The following is a 15835-nucleotide window of genomic DNA, read 5'->3' as shown; positions in this document are numbered from 1 at the left end:
TTCCACCGACTAGCCCTGGTTAGCTAACTCTTCTGCCTTCTTGCCCTCACGGATATCTTCCGGCGTAAAACGAACGAGAACCAAGCAGATGACAACTACGCAGGCTGCGAGCGCCGCGCAGATGAGAAGAGAATCCGTGTACCCCTGCCCCAGAGCTGCTCGCTGTACCTCTGTCAGGGCGCTGCGATTCAGCGTTTCAAATGCTGCATCGCCGAGTCCACTGCGTACGACTCTCTCGGCAAACGCAGTCACCCCGGCGAGGCCTAGAGGCCCGCCAAGTGTCTGACTCACCAGCGATGTTGCTGTGAGGGGACCAACCTCGTCCGGCTTCACTCCGGCGACGACAGAAAGCGTAAGTGGGATGAGGATGATACCGATTCCAGCACCGATGATGAGGATTGGGACAAGAAGATCCGGCCAGTAACTGGCAGTCATGTCCAGGGTGGAGCCGTAGATGAAACCACCAACGAGGATGACACCGCCACCTGCTGCGATGAAACGGGGCGCGACGGTTTCCGCAAGTTTTCCGGCAACGCCAGAGCCAGCACCCAACGCGAAGGCAAAGGGGATAAATGCAAGACCCGCCTGAAGCGGTGTGTACTGGAGGACCTCCTGGACGAAAAGCGCGACTTGGACTGTCATCGCCATCATGAGGGCACCGACGAGGAGCAAGCAAACAAAAACTGCTGCGCGCGAGCGGTTGGCGAACATGCTCAGCGGGAGAACAGGATGGGAGGCCTTGCGCTGGGAAAGGAAGAACAAGACCAGCAGCACGGCGCCCAGCATAAGCGAAGCAACAATAAGTGGCGAAGCGCCACCGCCTCCGGCGGACAACCCGAATACGAGAAGCGTAGATGCCGCCGTTGCCAAAATCGCGCCACGGACATCAAGCGTGATCGTTGCACGATCACCCGGATGCCGGAGGTATTTCATTCCGGCCACCACAATGAGCAGTCCGATTGGCACGTTGATGAGGAAGATCCAGCGCCATGACGCCTGTGTCAGTGCGCCACCGATAACGAGCCCGAGAACGGATCCTAATCCCGTCATCATCGCAAAAACGGAGAAGGCTTGATTGCGGGGTTTTCCGGGTGCGAAGGTGACGACGAGGAGTGCCATGGCAGTAGGGGAAGCAATGGCAGCTCCGAGTCCCTGGACAACACGAGCGACGAGCAGCAAGATGGCGCTGTTTGTCAAGCCACAGGCGAGGGATGCCACGGTGAAGAGGCCCACGCCGATGAGGAATACTCGCTTCCGCCCGAAAACGTCGCCAATGCGACCGCCTAGCAGCAACAAGCCACCGTACGCAAGCGCATACGCGGTGACCACCCAGCTGCGGAGCTCGTCGGTAAGCCCCAAGTCCTGTTGTATACGGGCAAGTGCGAGGTTGACTACTGTGCCGTCCAGCACAACCATGAGCTGCAGGGCACACAGGACGATCAGTGGCCACCCGTAGGCTGAGCCGGTTACCGGGTAGGACGTTTGGGGCTTGTTACTCATAAAGCGGCGACTTCTCCAATCACGTAAACGGCAGGCGGTCGGACATCATTATCCTCGATAATCTTTCCTAGCTCATCAAGGCGACCGCGGAACGAGCGCTGCTTGTTCGTCGTTCCCTCTTCAATTACAGCGACCGGTGTATCACTCGGCCTGCCGTTTTCAATGAGGCTGTGGGCGATAGCGGAGGCGTTCTTGACACCCATAATGACGGCTAGGGTACCACCCGTGTGTGCAAGAGCGGCCCAGTCATTGAGAGACGATGGGTGTTCCGGCGGCACGTGCCCCGATACGACAGTGAAGCTGTGAACGATCCCACGCTGGGTGATAGGAACTCCCGCCGCAGCTGGAACAGAGATCGCAGATGTGACTCCCGGGACGACGTGGACGCTAATACCGGCCTCCGTCAGCGCCTGTACTTCTTCGAAGCCGCGGCCAAAGACAAAGGAGTCGCCGCCTTTGAGCCTGGCGACAACGTACCCCTCGCGAGCGTACTCAATAAGGAGGCGGTTTGTTTCCGCCTGTGCCACCTTTCTTCCGTAGGGAAGCTTAGACACATCGACGATCTTTTTTGCCGAAGTATCGATGAGTTCATCAAGGCAGCTGGACGGGCCCAGATGATCTGTCAGGATGACATCGGCTGTTTCTAGTGCCCGCAGGCCGCGGAGGGTGATGAGGTCAGCCGCACCAGGTCCCCCACCGATAAGTGTGACTGTTCCCTTTTCCGGACGAAATTCGCGGCGGTATTCTCCACGGGGTACGGAAACGGGACTGCCAGCTTGCTGCTGCTCGCGTTCATTCATAGAAGTCAAGTATATTAGCTTTCATTTCTGTGTCCGAAACGGCTGCACGCCGCAACGAAGGTAGCAATGTTGGTAGCAATAGCGGCCGGGTGCATATGCAGGTAGCTTGCGTGCACGTTGGATGTGACAAATCCCTCGGCGCACTCTTTTCCTTTCCACCCCAGCCAGCGCCACGCCGAGTCAGGCTCTGGCTCCACACCCGTGGTTGTCTCTACACGGCCGACGGCGCTCGCTCCCACAGCATCCTCGCCGAGTTCGGGGGCGTGCATAGATGCAGGTCCACCATGGGTCTGCTGTGCTGTCACCGAGTGGTGGCATTCGTCAGAATTCACCGACATGCCCAAGCCTGTGGCAATCTGAGAACTCACCAATTCTTGGGCTGGCTGTGTCTCTGCCTGGGGAGCGTTCATTTCTGACTGGGGAGAGTTCGCCTCCGCCTGAACAGGTTTCGGTTCTGGTGGGGCGAGGGTGGTGTGATGGAACTCGTGCCCGCGGACTGTGTCCCCTGCACGGAACAGGACGCTGTCTGCACGTGCCGTAGCCTCCCGGTACCCCAGCGTGAGGTGACCGGACATAGATGCATCCCGTGGCACGACTCCGGCCATCGGCGCACCATCGAGGTTCCCGCACAGCACGAGGAGCCCGGCACACTCAGCATAAATGGGCATCCCATTGGCGGCAGCATCCCGAATCTCATGCAACAGCGTCTGATTGCGCGTCAGTGGTTCCAGATGCTCCTCCGGGAAACCTCCAGGGATGATGAGGCCATCGCACGTAGGAAGCGAATCAGTAAGCGGATCAAACCCGATAACGTCAGCCCCACAGGCCTGTAATATCTCAGGTAGTTCCGCGTAAACAAAGGTGAAAGCGGGCCCACCAGCGAGGGCGATGCGTGGACTTCTGCCATGATGGGAGGACGAGGACGAGCACCCGGCAGGTTCAGACCGCTTCGCCGACTCAACAACCACTGGTGTTCCCTCCACTGCACCCTGCGGGTTCCATGCTGGACCGACGTAGGTGGTGGAAGCCAGACGAAGAATGTCCTCTGTATCGACGTGCTGCGCGACGAGATCAGCCATGTGCTCTACTGCGGCGAGCGCGCTATCACCCTGCTCTGCTGCTGTCACCAGTCCGAGGTGGCGCGAAGGCACCTCGACATCTGCGACCCGCGGAATTGCGCCGACGACGGGGATCCCACAACCTTCGATCGCACGTGTGCATGCTTCGGCGTGGCGCGGACTGCCTACCTGGTTAAGAATCACGCCAGCCACGTTTACATCGGAGTTGTATGAGGCCAGACCATGGACGAGAGCACCCGCAGTTGCACTGATCCCACGAGCGTTGAGGACGACGATGACAGGTAAACCAAGAAGCCCTGCGATCTCCGCCGTCGATCCTGGTGCCCACCGGGCACCATCGGCATCGGAGGTGATTCGACCGTCGAAAAGCCCCATGACCCCCTCGACGACAGCGACGTCAGCTCCCTGACAACCGTGGGCATACAAGGGGCCGATGAGATCCTTCCCACACATGAAAGAATCGAGGTTTCGCCCCGGACGACCCGTTGCCAGTGCATGGTAAGAGGGGTCGATGAAATCTGGACCGACTTTAAAAGGTGCAACGCGGTAGCTGCGAGACAGAGCAGCCATCAGGCCCGTGGCAACGGTCGTCTTCCCCGTCCCGCTACCAGAACCTGCTATAACAACACCGGCGGCAGCGGGAGCAGTGGTAGGGGCTACCACTCTATGCCTTTCTGTCCTTTACGCCCCTCGTCCATCGGGTGCTTGATTTTGCGCATCTCTGTCACCAAGTCTGCAACCTCGATGAGCTCCGGATGAGCACGCCTGCCGGTCATCACCACATGCTGTGTGCCGGGGCGGTTGCGCAGCGTTTCGCAGACATCATCAATGTCGATCCACCCCCACTCAATCGGGTAGGTGAACTCATCCAATAGATAGAAATCATGTTGTTCGGCCTGCAAACGGCGCTTAACTTCCTCCCACCCTTGAGCTGCGGCCTGTGCAGGATCCTCCCCGTCCGCCCGCTTCTTGATCCAGCTCCACCCCTGCCCCATCTTGTGCCACTCAACAGTTGGCGCGCCCTCCACGCCGGCGAGGGTCGTGAATACGGCCTCCTCACCCACTTTCCATTTGGGTGACTTCACAAACTGAAAAATCCCAATGGAAAAATGCTGGTTGTAGGCGCGCATGGCCATACCAAACGCTGCGGTAGACTTCCCCTTCCCATCACCGGTGAAAACTGCGGTGACGGGAAGTAGACGGCGCTGCCTTGTGGTTAGGCCGTCATCAGGTAGAGCGTGTGAATCAACGTGTCCTTTAGGCATACGTCTATGGTAGTCCGTCCGATGAATTACCAGCTACGCATGCGTAACCTCCGGCTGCAATATGTTCGGCTACAGCTGGGTGGTATCAATCTTCTCCATGTGCCAGAGCTTGTCGATGGTAGGTCCATCCTGTGCTAGAGAAGCTGCATGTTCGGGGACAATCATCCAGTTGAGACCGAACTTATCCGTGCACACACCGGGGAAACCGAACGGAGTGTCGTTTGCTGCAAGCTCCTTCCACAACTCGTCAATCTCCGCCTGATTTTCGCAGAAAATAGCAAACACAGTGGAGCGACGGCTCGATGGCTCGGTCGGCACACCTGCATCCTGGAAAACGAAACACTGGCCACTTACCTGCATGGCACAAAACAGTACGGGCTTTTCTGTTACGAGTCCGTCACTCTCCGGGTAATTGAACGTCTCATCAACGATATGGTCGGGGAAGACCTGTGAGTAAAAATCAACGGCATCCGACGCTTGATTTTGATATTTCCCGCCGAAAGCTACAGACGGAACGAGGAATTGGCGCTTCTTTCCGTCGGGAATGGTGTTCATGATTTCCCATGTCACGCCGAAGCGATCGCGGACGATTCCGGCGGAACGCCCGCCGGGGAAAGATTCGAACTCGACTATAATTTCTCCACCCTCGCAGAGAGCGTCCCACACCTTTTGCGCGCGGTCGCAGATCTCCGGGTCGTTGATTCCAGCGAAGTTAGCAATAAGGGAGATGGACTCGTCCTCGTCGACTGAGAACGGAGCATGGATAAAGAAAACCTGCGAATTCCCAAACATCATCTTCGCACCGAGGGTGCGACCTGTAACCTCAGGGTGCGAGCGGAGAAGCTCGCATGTCTCGGGATTATCTGGGTAGTGATACAGCTTCTCGACGGTTGCATCATCAAACGCCTCAGAATAGAAAGCGACGGCCTCATCAAGTTCGTCGCCAAATCGCATGACGGGGACTATGAAACTCACGCTACCTCCCTTTCCTTACCCTTATCCACCTACTTTTGTACCACGGTAAAAGCGTCAACCTTCGGTTCGGTAAGAACGCTCAGTACACAAGTGCATTTATTGTCAACTCGCACTGTGCACGTCCATCGTGGGAAAACTTTGCTACCCAGCTGAGAGATTCTTAGAACAACCGATACGCACTCTGTCCACTTCGAGCGCGAATTCATGATCCGCGCGCAGCACATGGGTCCGACAAAAATCACCGGTACTTCACGGGCTATCCTGATCGAATCCTTAGCCTCGCTGGTTACTTTATCAGATTATCTCAGATTTACCTAGCTCCGAGCGTCACAAATATGTCCATTCACTGCGGTTTTAACCGTTTCGAAACCTTAAGAGCGACAGTGAGAAGCTTTAATGAATTTCTCATTTTCCGATTTCTTTTGTTCTACAACTTAACCCTGTTCCTACACTTCGGTACCTAAAAACATTATGAACACAACAAATACGTATTACGTTTTAGCCGAAAGTATTTTTTTCTTCCCGGGCGAAACGAAAGCTGTGAATAGTTTCACTCCCCCGGGGGGACCCCCGAAATTCCCCGCCCCCCCGAATGTGACTTTAGTCACATTAAAGCTAGACGGACAAGCTTTTTGCCCCAGCTTCCTTGAAATCCGAGATTGACAAGACGGGAGCCCCCAGTGCACGGGCAACATCAGCTGCGAGATTCAGACGCACCCGACCACGACCAGCCTCGCAGTCAATGACAACACAGCCCACATCCTTGCGGGAGGCAAGTGCACCTGCTACCTCGTTAACCCGTTTGAGCCCGTCAGTTGCACGGCCATCCGTGAGAACAACAGCTATCGAGCGCAAGCCCGACGACTTAAATACCTCACGGTCAATGAGCTTGTACGTCTCTTCCAAGCCAGAAGCCAACGGAGTCTTCCCACCTACTCTGGCCTGAGAAAGACGACTCACCGCAATATCTACCGACCGAGTTGGAGGCACAAGCACTGTCGCTTTCTTTCCCCGGACGCTGATAACGGCCACACGATCCCTTCGCCGATACGCATCCTGAAGGATCGAAATGCACGCGCCAGTAACCGCTTTCAGTCGATCCTTTGCAGCCACTGAGCCAGACGCATCAACCACGAACACAACGAGATTCGCCTCTGTACCGAGCCTGATCGCCCCGCGCAGATCCCGAGGCTCAAATTCGATCCCGCGACTATCGACTGTGGCCCCGCGCTCGGCTGCTGCGAGAAGCGTCCCGAGAAGGTGAATGCCGTGTCCTCGCCCGGGGGAAGCGGGGCGAACCGCCTCACCACGGCGAGAATACGAGCGGGAACGACGGCCGAGGGGGCCGCCCTCTCCTACTCCTGTCTTGGACACCAGTCTAGGAACGAAAGGGAGCGCCTTGAACGGCGCGATCCTCCTTCTTGGCCACCGGCGCGGCACCGTTCGGCTGGCGGGCAGGCTCTGCATCCGTTACCCCTCCAGTAGAAGAGGACGGCTCTGCGGTGGCAGAAGTCTCTCGGTCCGGCGCGGGTGTGGCCGGAGACTGCTGCTCCCGATTGCCGGAATCACTTTCAGTCGTATTTTCATCGTTACCGTGGGACTCACTATCGTCGGCCGCATCCCCGTCGCCTTCGCCAGAATCGGAGCGTCCCGGATCTCCATCCTCTTCCTCAGGATCTGGCTCCGGGTCGTCTTCTGGCAGTGGCTCATTCATCAACTCGTCCAAGCGATCCTGGTCTAGTTCGGGGCTATCGAATGGATTTCGCCTCATCCTATGGGGAAGCGCAAGTTCGGCGGCGGCTCGGATATCCGTATCCGTAACTTCCGCAATGAGATTGTCGCTGCCGTCAGCATCGCTGGCTGTAGCCAACCGCCATGCTGCGTGTGCTGCAGCTGCGCGAGCGATGACCAAATCAGCACGCATCCCGTCGACGTCAAAGCCCGCACATACCGTCGCTATCCGCTTCAAGTTCGTAGCACTCAAAGTCAGGCTCTGGACAATTTCCTGTGCCCGCACGAGTGCGCGCTCCACTGCAGCTTCGGGTTCTGCAAACTTCGCCACAAATGCTTCCGGATCTGCTTCGAACGCCATGCGTCGCTGGATTACGCCAACACGCTGGGCCACATCGTGGGAGGCGACAACATCCACGGCGAGTCCGAACCTGTCCAGAAGCTGGGGACGTAACTCCCCTTCCTCCGGGTTCATTGTGCCGACGAGCACGAACCGTGCTTCTTCCGTGTGAGAAATGGAATCCCTTTCAACGGTGACTCGTCCGGTGGCTGCAGCATCCAGCAGGACGTCAACCAGGTGATCACTGAGGAGGTTAACTTCGTCTACGTAAAGAATCCCCCCATTCGCCTCGCTGAGCAGGCCCGGACGAAACTCGGCCTGACCAGTTGTGAGAACTTTTTCCAAGTCGAGGGAACCCACGACCCGATCTTCCGTGGCACCAAGCGGCAGATTAACTAACTGGCCCTGTGGCATGAGTGCAGCAAATCCTCGTGCCGTCGTCGTCTTGGCAGTGCCTTTCTCCCCACGCACAACAACACCCCCAATCCGAGGGCTAATTGCGGTCAAGATGAGCGCTAGCTTGAGCTGATCTTGACCAACAACTGCAGTAAACGGATAGGGGGTGTTGGCCATTAGGACTAGTCCTCCAGTTCGAGAGTCTTCTGTGTCCTTTCCCACTGCTCGTTGAACAGGTCAACATTGTTTGTCAAACGGATGCCGTAGGACGGGATCATTTCCTTGATCTTGTCACCCCACTCAATCATGTGATCGCCGAAGCAGTGCTCCAACAGTTCAATCATGATGGACGGGGTGATGGACGCACCCGGGGATGCACCCAAAACACCAGCAATCGTACCATCTGAGTGGTAGATCAGTTGCGTACCGAACTGCAGCTTACCGAAGCTCGGGCCGACAACCGGGGCGATGACCTGCACACGCTGGCCGGCCTCGACCAGTTCCCAATCCTCAGCCTGAGCTGTCGGCATGTACTCCCGCAGTGCCTCAATTCGGTCATCCTGATCTTTGAGAACTTCCTCAATCAGGTACTTCGTCAGAGGCATCTCCTGGAAGCCCACAGACAGCATGGAGAAGAGGTTCGTCGGGCGGAAGGACTTAGGCAGATCCAACCAAGATCCCTTCTTCAGGAACTTCGGTGTCCAACCTGCATACGGCCCGAAGAGAAGACTGCGCTCACCGTCGATGACGCGGGTGTCGAGGTGCGGAACGGACATCGGAGGCGCACCGATCTTTGCCTTGCCGTATACCTTAGCTTCATGCTGCTCAACAATCTCGGGGTTCGTGCACCGCAGCCACTGGCCACCGACAGGGAAACCACCAAAACCGCGGATCTCCGGAATGCCGGACTTCATAAGAAGCGGTAGCGCGTAGCCACCGGCACCGACAAACACAAAGTGGGCATGAACGCACTTCTGGTCACCGGTGTGTACGTTCTTGACGTACACCTTCCAACCCGTGCCATCCTTACGGAGATCGAAAACCTCATGGCCGTACCGGATCTCTGTGCCCTGTTCCACCGAGTGATTGAGGAACTGCTTGGTTAGGTTGCCGTAGTTGATATCGGTGCCGGCCTTAGTCCAGCTAATCGCTACAGGCTCGTGGTTGAAGTTCCTGCCCTTAGCCATGAGCGGCAGCTTCTCGCTGAAGACTTCTTTGTCATCAGAGAACTGCATTCCCGGGAAGAGCGGGTGCTTGACAAGCGTCTCGTACCGCTTACGGAGGAAGTTGACCTGCTCCTGCCCCTGGCCGAAGGAAACGTGAGGAACCGGGTTGATGAATCCGCTCGGATCCTTCAGCACACCGGTCTCAACCTGGTGAGACCAGAACTGGCGCGACTGCTGGAACTTCTCGTTAATATTGACGGCCTTCTTAACGTCGATGCGGCCGTTTACCTCGGGGGTGTAGTTAAGCTCGCACAGCGCGGAGTGGCCGGTGCCGGCGTTATTCCACGGGGACGAGGATTCCTGTGCGGGCGCATCCAGGCGCTCAAAGACGAGCTGCGTCCACTCCGGCTCGAGGGCTTTGATCATGGCACCCAAAGTGGCGCTCATGATACCTCCGCCGATGAGGACTACATCCACCTCGTCGCTAACTTTCTTGGGGAGATTGTTACCTAACAACTTGTGAACCACTTCCTGCACTATGTTTACGGTCAACGCACGCTAACGAAAAGCACGCGACAAAGCTACGTGCTGCCCGCAGCCGGCGGAGCAAGGATCCTCGTAGAGAACGTGGCATGCAGAAAAACGAGCAGGCTGATAGTCACGCGGAGAAAACCCGCGCTGGACCACAACCTACGACACATCCACTATGCCATGTCTACGTAGCATCGCTTGCTCGGTCTTTCCCCTCGGCACAACCGGAGGGGTGCTTGCGCATGCACTTTCGGTTGCTTCAAATCCTACCCCCGAGTTGCACTTCTCGAGCCTCACTGTGGAGCTAACTCACCCAAAACACCAGGTTCATGCCCCTAATTGGGTGTAAATAGGTGAATGAACTCACGGGAATACAACCGACGTAGCGTACCTCACTTTTAGGCCCCTCGGCGACCATGACTTAACACATACGCAGGAAATTTTCATCCCATGAGACAAACCTCCACCACGCAGACACCACCGATGCACCGCCCCACCGCTACCGGCACCCCCTAACACCATTTCCCGTTATGTCGCTACCACACTGCCCCAGAAGAAACCGCATATAATATGCTTGCTTGCATGACAGGTGATAGCCGGAACGTACCAGACGCACTCGTAACTGCCTTCGCACAAGAATCCTCCTGGGAAAAGGACATGCTGGGTGATGGGTTTACACAAATGACTATCCCCTTGAGCGCGGATCCTGACGGCGAAGGAGACCTCATCGCGACTCTTGTGCGCTATCTTCCTGAGGGCCTGTCTCCAGAGGATTACTACGAGAGACCAGCACTCCTCTACGTCCATGGCCTGTCTGATTATTTCTTTCAAAAACACGAGGCGACGTTCTTCACCTCTCGAGGCTATGCCTTCTATGCCCTCGATCTGCGCAAGTGTGGACGCTCTCACCGCCCAGGACAGTCCTGGCATTACGTGTCGGATCTGGCCTACCACTTTGAAGAACTCTCCATAGCGGCAACGCTTATAGCGAGCAAGCACGACGTTCTTGTCCCTATGGGACACTCAACGGGTGGCCTCATCCTGCCTCTTTGGCTCAACCACCTCCGCAACACTGCTGCAGATGGCAACCCGCTGACCACAACGATCGCCGGCCTCATTCTTAACAGTCCGTGGCTGGACATGCAGTACAACCCCGTTGTGGTGGCTGGGGCGAAAGTTCTCGGCGGGATCATGTCCCGCGTTAACCCTAAATCTGAGGTCAAGGGTGGCAATCTTTCTGCATACGGTGAGTCCCTGAGCAAGAATTACCACGGTGAGTGGGATTTCAATGAGGAAATGAAGCCTGTCCATGGCCACCCTGTGTACTGGGGTTTCCTTAACACGGTCATGCACTACCAAAACCTCATTCACGAGGGAAAGATTCAGTGCGATGTCCCTATCCTGGCGCTTAGCTCGACAAAATCGTGGCTAAATAAGCCCTATTCTGCTGCAACTGACACAGCCGATGCCGTCATCGACGTTGAACACGTCGCTACCTGGTCTCCGAAACTGGGATCAGCCGTCGACCTTCGTGCGATTGAAAGCGCCCGTCACGATGTCTTTCTCTCGCTCCCGACTCCACGCAAGCAAGCTTTCGAGGTCACCGCCGAGTGGTTAACCACTATCGCTCCGGTTAGTCATTAGTCTGCCTGCTTCTTACAGGCCGTGGCTCTTCTTCCCACCTGAGCCTCCCAACCGCACCGACCCGCGTATGCCGGGGTCGCCACGCATGACTAGAAGATAGGAGTGTAGATGCTTCGAAGCTCCAGAGAATGCCAGCTGCAGTTTGGGTGCATTTTACGGCTAACGTTTACGGGCGTAATTTACGGTTGCCATCCGCAGCTGCCGCGAACGGCAGCCGTTTTCGGACGTTGTATACGGATGCGGGTGAGGGAAATCCTGCGGGAAAGCCAATGAACCTTCTCTTTTCTGCTTCCTCCCACGCGTTCTTTCTAGGCATGTGCGCACGTTCATCGCCCACGGGCCTGGCTAGCTGATTTCACTCTGCGAGCCACAACACCGATTTCTCGTAGACTAGAGGCATGCGCTATGCGACAGACCGGGCGCGAGGCGCAGGCACGTGTTGTCTCCCGGCGCGCTACGCAGGTTCCGTCACATATCCTGCGAATTGTTCATGACCTTTTAGAGCAAAGAAAGAGCAACGATTTCTCATGGCTCATTCAGCCCACTTTGACCTCATCATCGTCGGTACCGGCAGCGGAAATATGATCCCAGACGAGCGCTTCGATGACATGTCGATAGCCATCGTCGAAGAAGATCGGTTCGGTGGCACCTGCCTCAATGTTGGCTGCATTCCCACCAAAATGTTTGTCTATGCCGCCGACCGCGCCTTCGAAGCGGCGGATTCGTCCTCCCTCAGCCTTCGTACCTCTTACGAGGGTATCGACTGGAACGAGCTTCAGAATCGCATTTTTGGCAAACGCATTGATCCGATAGCCGAGGGTGGAGAGAAGTACCGACGTGGCGACGAAACTCCAAATATCACGGTTTTCGACAAACACGCCCGGTTCATCGGACCGAAAACTCTGTCGACGGGGCAAGGCGATACAGAGTGGGAAATTTCAGGTGACACCATCATCCTGGCCACGGGCGCTCGAACCAATGTCCTTGATGTGGTCAAGGACTCTGGGGTTCGTTACTACACAAACAAAGACATTATGCGGCTTGAGGAACTCCCCTCATCCATGATTATTCAAGGTGGCGGTGTTATCGCCGCCGAGTTTGCGCACGTTTTTTCAGCACTGGGTACGAAGGTCAGCATCATTAACCGCTCAGGTGAGTTGCTCAAGACGCTCGACGCGGACATCCGCCAGCGGTTCAACGAGATCGCCGCAACGCGTTGGGACTTACACCTCGGCCACGAAATTGATTCTCTAACGACAGAGGAAAACGGTCAGGTCACAGCGGTACTGGATGATTCTTCACGTGTTACTGCGGATATCTTTCTGGCTGCGACCGGTCGAATTCCCAACGGAGATCTCCTCAATCTCGAGGCCTCAGGTATCGCCCATGACCGTGGCCTCATCACCGTCGACGAGTTTGGCCGCACCTCCTGCGAGGGCGTGTGGGCGCTGGGAGATGCCTGCAACACGTTCCAGCTCAAGCACGTCGCCAATGCCGAGGCCCGTGCAGTAGCAAACAATGTGCTGAACCCAGATAACCTCATCACACTTCCTCACGATTATGTCCCAGCAGGAATCTTTACTCACCCGCAAATCGCAACCGTTGGGCTTACAGAGGAGGAAGCACGCGAAAAATCGGGCTCCGTAACCGTGAAAATTCAAAACTACGGCGATGTCGCCTTCGGCTGGGCAATGGAAGATTCCACCGGCATTGTAAAGCTCATCGGTGATTCCGCCACTGGCAAGCTGCTCGGCGCGCATATTATCGGCCCCCAGGCCACAACCCTCATCCAGCAACTGATTACCGCGATGGTTTGGGATATTGGGTACCGAGATCTGGCAACCAAGCAATACTGGATTCATCCCGCCCTCCCGGAAGTCATTGAGAATGCTCTGCTCGGTCTCGACTAATAATCGCCCTCTCGAACGATCCTGAGAACGTGAGATCCTGAGATCGTAAGCATGACGATAGACAACTGCTGCCATGTGAACTCGCAGGACTGCCCTGCAAGACGGGCTCGCGGTACGTAGCGAGATGGTGCGAATGTGCGGTTGCTCCTGAATTCTCACGCATCGCGTTCGAGCCGAAGTACCAGATTTTTCTTGCTGCCTCTTCTTCGAGTGACTTCTCTTGGCATTGCGGGAGTCCATTCCGGACTCGCTGCGATCTCGCACACGCCGCACCCCTCCGCACCTTCGCGGGGCGGACAAGGGTGCGGCTGTGCCACTTTCATATTGCTTTTTCTTGTTGGTGTTCGCTTTCTCTGAGTGAGACAAAAATTCATTTTTCCAGCAGGTGCCACTGCTTCTGCCCTTGTAGTTTGATCGCTGGGGTTCCTACACCTGATTTCCACCTTGCCCAGGCGGAGCACCGCGTCACTACTCACACACCAGGCTTATCATTCGGCCTGCTGTGATCCACCACTTTGTAGTAGAATCCGCTGGGCTTAGGTAATTCCTCAACCGGAATGCACTTTCCGCAGATTGCTCTGGCTGATACACCGGACAATCACCTCACATGGCACGATGCTCTCCGATTGGGATCAACCGGCGGTAAGTTAGAAAAGTAAGGGTTTATACGCCAAGCGTGACGATGGGAGGACGAAGATGACGGCAGACGATAGGAAGATGTCACAAGGCGAAAACCGGAACGACAATTCCCGTGAGCAAGGCACTTTAGACAAGGCGCGAGAAGCACAGTCTAATGTGACGCCGGATGACCGCCACCGCAACTCCCCTGGCGAAAACGCGCCCTCGGCATCCTCCGACTCTGGCTCTCGCCCGCTGCCGGTCGAATCCACAGTTCGCTCTGCTTCAGCAATGGAAAGGAAGGCTGCCACAACCCTTGATGGTGCCAGCCCCACCGAGCGTAAGAAGCGAATGGCCCGAGGTCACAAGCGACTGCTTCGCCTACCCACAGGTCGAGACTGGAGGCGAAATGGGCGGGGTCTCACTGTCTCCCGCAAGGGTGGAAAAACTTCCGGAGGAGGCATCTTCCGGCCTCCGTATGCCGCAGTCACCATTGGTCTCCTCGTATCTATGCTCGCCAGTTCCTTCGACCAGACCGCGGTTACGGCGATTATGCCGCGGATCGTTGCTGATCTCGGCTCGGTGAATGCTTACTCCCTGACGTTTGTTGCGACGTACGCCACATCCATCGTAGGCATGGTCCTAGGCGGGATTGTCACAGACAAGCTAGGTGCCCGGACATCGCTTATCGGTTCTGCGGTAATTCTTACCGCAGGCCTGATCCTGGCCATTTTCGCTCCTGACATGGCGGTGTTCCTCATCTCCCGCGCAATCCAAGGAATCGGCGTCGGTGGGCTCATCGTCGCCATTTACGCCGTCATCGCTGTTGTTTACCCACCGCGCTTACGACCCGCTGTGTTCTCTGCGTTCGCCGGCGCGTACGTGCTACCGGCGCTCGTGGGGCCTGGTCTCGCTGGGCTTCTCACTGTTTGGTTCAGCTGGCACGCGGTGTTCGTGTTCATCACCGTTATCCTCGTTATCGCGCAGGTCTTGGTCATCCGCGCCACCAGCACCATGCCGGTGCAAAAAGGAGAAAGCTCGGGGAAGAGCTCAAAAATGCTCATCGCCGCTCTCTTCCTGGCGGCAGGTACGTCGATCCTCAACGCCTCCTCGCAGGTTTCCCCCCTGCTGTGCGTCCTCCTGGTGATTGTTGGCCTTGTGATCATGTTCTTCTCCCTGCTCCCCCTCGTTCCAGAGGGAACGGTTAGGGCTAAACATGGTATTCCCCGTCTCATCGTCACCCGCGGTTTGATGGACACGTTCTTCACAGTCGAGATCTATATTCCGCTCCTGTTGTCTCAAATGTATGGCTTGGGTCCGACAATGACGGGACTCGCGCTAACTGCTTCCGGATTGTTGTGGTTCGTTGGCTCGGAAACACAGGCCCGCCGTGGTGAAACGATTGCCACTCCAAGTGTCTTCCGCGTCGGCTTCATTGTCATGGTTATCGGTGTGCTCATGTGCTTCGCCACCGCAGCCTTCAACTTGCACTGGCTGGTTACCGTCCTTGGTTGGGGCATTGCATCCGCAGGCATGGGATTCATCTACCCGCGTTTGAACTCCGTCACACTCGGCCTCGCCTCTGCACAGCAGACCGGCTTTGTCGCATCGGCGCTTCAGGTGATGGGTGTTGTGGGCACCACGACGATGGTGTCTTTCGCCGCGCTCATCCAGGTGTTCGGGGCAACGCTGAATCCTTCGGTGATCTTCGGCACTATCTTCCTCATCGTCACGCTCATGAGCCTGCCGCTCTGGGTGCTGTGGCACCACGGTGTTGGAGATCCACAGCGTTGGATCAAGACACAGAACGCGTCCTAGGCTCGAGCAGCGCCGGGGTAAGCACGGGTTTTTCTGAAGCAGGAATCAGCTCAGCTGCGTCG

General features: G+C 56.6%; 11 protein-coding genes. 3 read left to right on the top strand and 8 right to left on the bottom strand.

Annotated features, from left to right (window positions below; all coding sequences use genetic code 11):
* Positions 1 to 9 precede the first annotated feature (9 nt).
* The 8 genes from HMPREF3044_RS02865 to mqo form a co-directional block, all read right to left on the bottom strand.
* On the bottom strand, positions 10 to 1500 hold the full coding sequence (locus tag HMPREF3044_RS02865; protein WP_005389645.1) for an MFS transporter: 1491 nt from the start codon (positions 1498 to 1500) through the stop codon (positions 10 to 12).
* Entirely contained in the window at positions 1497 to 2300 is an 804-nt protein-coding gene (cobA, locus tag HMPREF3044_RS02860) for a uroporphyrinogen-III C-methyltransferase (protein WP_005389644.1), read from the bottom strand. The genes HMPREF3044_RS02865 and cobA overlap by 4 nt, the downstream gene beginning before the upstream one ends.
* Positions 2301 to 2314: 14 nt before the next feature.
* Positions 2315 to 4042, bottom strand: coding sequence for a cobyrinic acid a,c-diamide synthase CobB (locus HMPREF3044_RS02855; protein WP_083318106.1), 1728 nt, complete (start codon positions 4040 to 4042; stop codon positions 2315 to 2317).
* A complete protein-coding gene (cobO, locus tag HMPREF3044_RS02850; protein ID WP_070739183.1) occupies positions 4036 to 4644 on the bottom strand; it encodes a cob(I)yrinic acid a,c-diamide adenosyltransferase in 609 nt (202 codons plus the stop codon). The genes HMPREF3044_RS02855 and cobO overlap by 7 nt, the downstream gene beginning before the upstream one ends.
* Positions 4645 to 4713: 69 nt before the next feature.
* Positions 4714 to 5619, bottom strand: a complete 906-nt coding sequence (locus HMPREF3044_RS02845; protein ID WP_246820854.1) for a VOC family protein — start codon at positions 5617 to 5619, stop codon at positions 4714 to 4716.
* Between the two features lie 615 nt (positions 5620 to 6234).
* Positions 6235 to 6993, bottom strand: a complete 759-nt coding sequence (locus tag HMPREF3044_RS02840; protein WP_005389636.1) for a VWA domain-containing protein — start codon at positions 6991 to 6993, stop codon at positions 6235 to 6237.
* 4 nt (positions 6994 to 6997) lie between these two features.
* Positions 6998 to 8263: a magnesium chelatase ATPase subunit I gene (locus tag HMPREF3044_RS02835; RefSeq protein ID WP_005389635.1), complete on the bottom strand. Its 1266-nt coding sequence runs from the start codon at positions 8261 to 8263 to the stop codon at positions 6998 to 7000.
* Between the two features lie 5 nt (positions 8264 to 8268).
* Positions 8269 to 9768 (bottom strand): malate dehydrogenase (quinone), encoded by a 1500-nt coding sequence (gene mqo, locus HMPREF3044_RS02830; RefSeq protein WP_034989515.1) that lies wholly within the window; start codon positions 9766 to 9768, stop codon positions 8269 to 8271.
* 597 nt (positions 9769 to 10365) lie between these two features.
* On the opposite strand from mqo, the gene HMPREF3044_RS02825 reads away from it, so the two are divergent.
* From HMPREF3044_RS02825 to HMPREF3044_RS02815, 3 genes are all read left to right on the top strand, one after another.
* Positions 10366 to 11427: an alpha/beta hydrolase gene (locus HMPREF3044_RS02825; RefSeq protein WP_231286042.1), complete on the top strand. Its 1062-nt coding sequence runs from the start codon at positions 10366 to 10368 to the stop codon at positions 11425 to 11427.
* A gap of 527 nt (positions 11428 to 11954) precedes the next feature.
* Positions 11955 to 13337, top strand: a complete 1383-nt coding sequence (gene mtr, locus HMPREF3044_RS02820; protein WP_070739179.1) for a mycothione reductase — start codon at positions 11955 to 11957, stop codon at positions 13335 to 13337.
* A 696-nt stretch (positions 13338 to 14033) separates the two neighbouring features.
* The gene (locus tag HMPREF3044_RS02815; RefSeq protein WP_070739177.1) at positions 14034 to 15773 is read left to right on the top strand and encodes an MFS transporter; all 1740 of its coding nucleotides are present in this window, start codon (positions 14034 to 14036) and stop codon (positions 15771 to 15773) included.
* Positions 15774 to 15835 lie beyond the last annotated feature (62 nt).

It is taken from the genome of Corynebacterium sp. HMSC073D01 (genome assembly GCF_001815555.1).
Lineage (GTDB): Bacteria > Actinomycetota > Actinomycetes > Mycobacteriales > Mycobacteriaceae > Corynebacterium > Corynebacterium glucuronolyticum.
This window is presented reverse-complemented; position numbering and strand designations above follow the sequence as displayed.

Excerpts from the sequence above, each read along its gene's own strand:
- HMPREF3044_RS02865 (WP_005389645.1), bottom strand. The coding sequence starts at position 1,500 with ATGAGTAACAAGCCCCAAACGTCCTACCCGGTAACCGGCTCAGCCTAC.
- cobO (WP_070739183.1), bottom strand. The coding sequence starts at position 4,644 with ATGCCTAAAGGACACGTTGATTCACACGCTCTACCTGATGACGGCCTA.
- HMPREF3044_RS02835 (WP_005389635.1), bottom strand. The coding sequence starts at position 8,263 with ATGGCCAACACCCCCTATCCGTTTACTGCAGTTGTTGGTCAAGATCAG.
- HMPREF3044_RS02815 (WP_070739177.1), top strand. The coding sequence starts at position 14,034 with ATGACGGCAGACGATAGGAAGATGTCACAAGGCGAAAACCGGAACGAC.
- HMPREF3044_RS02825 (WP_231286042.1), top strand. The coding sequence starts at position 10,366 with ATGACAGGTGATAGCCGGAACGTACCAGACGCACTCGTAACTGCCTTC.
- cobA (WP_005389644.1), bottom strand. The coding sequence starts at position 2,300 with ATGAATGAACGCGAGCAGCAGCAAGCTGGCAGTCCCGTTTCCGTACCC.
- mtr (WP_070739179.1), top strand. The coding sequence starts at position 11,955 with ATGGCTCATTCAGCCCACTTTGACCTCATCATCGTCGGTACCGGCAGC.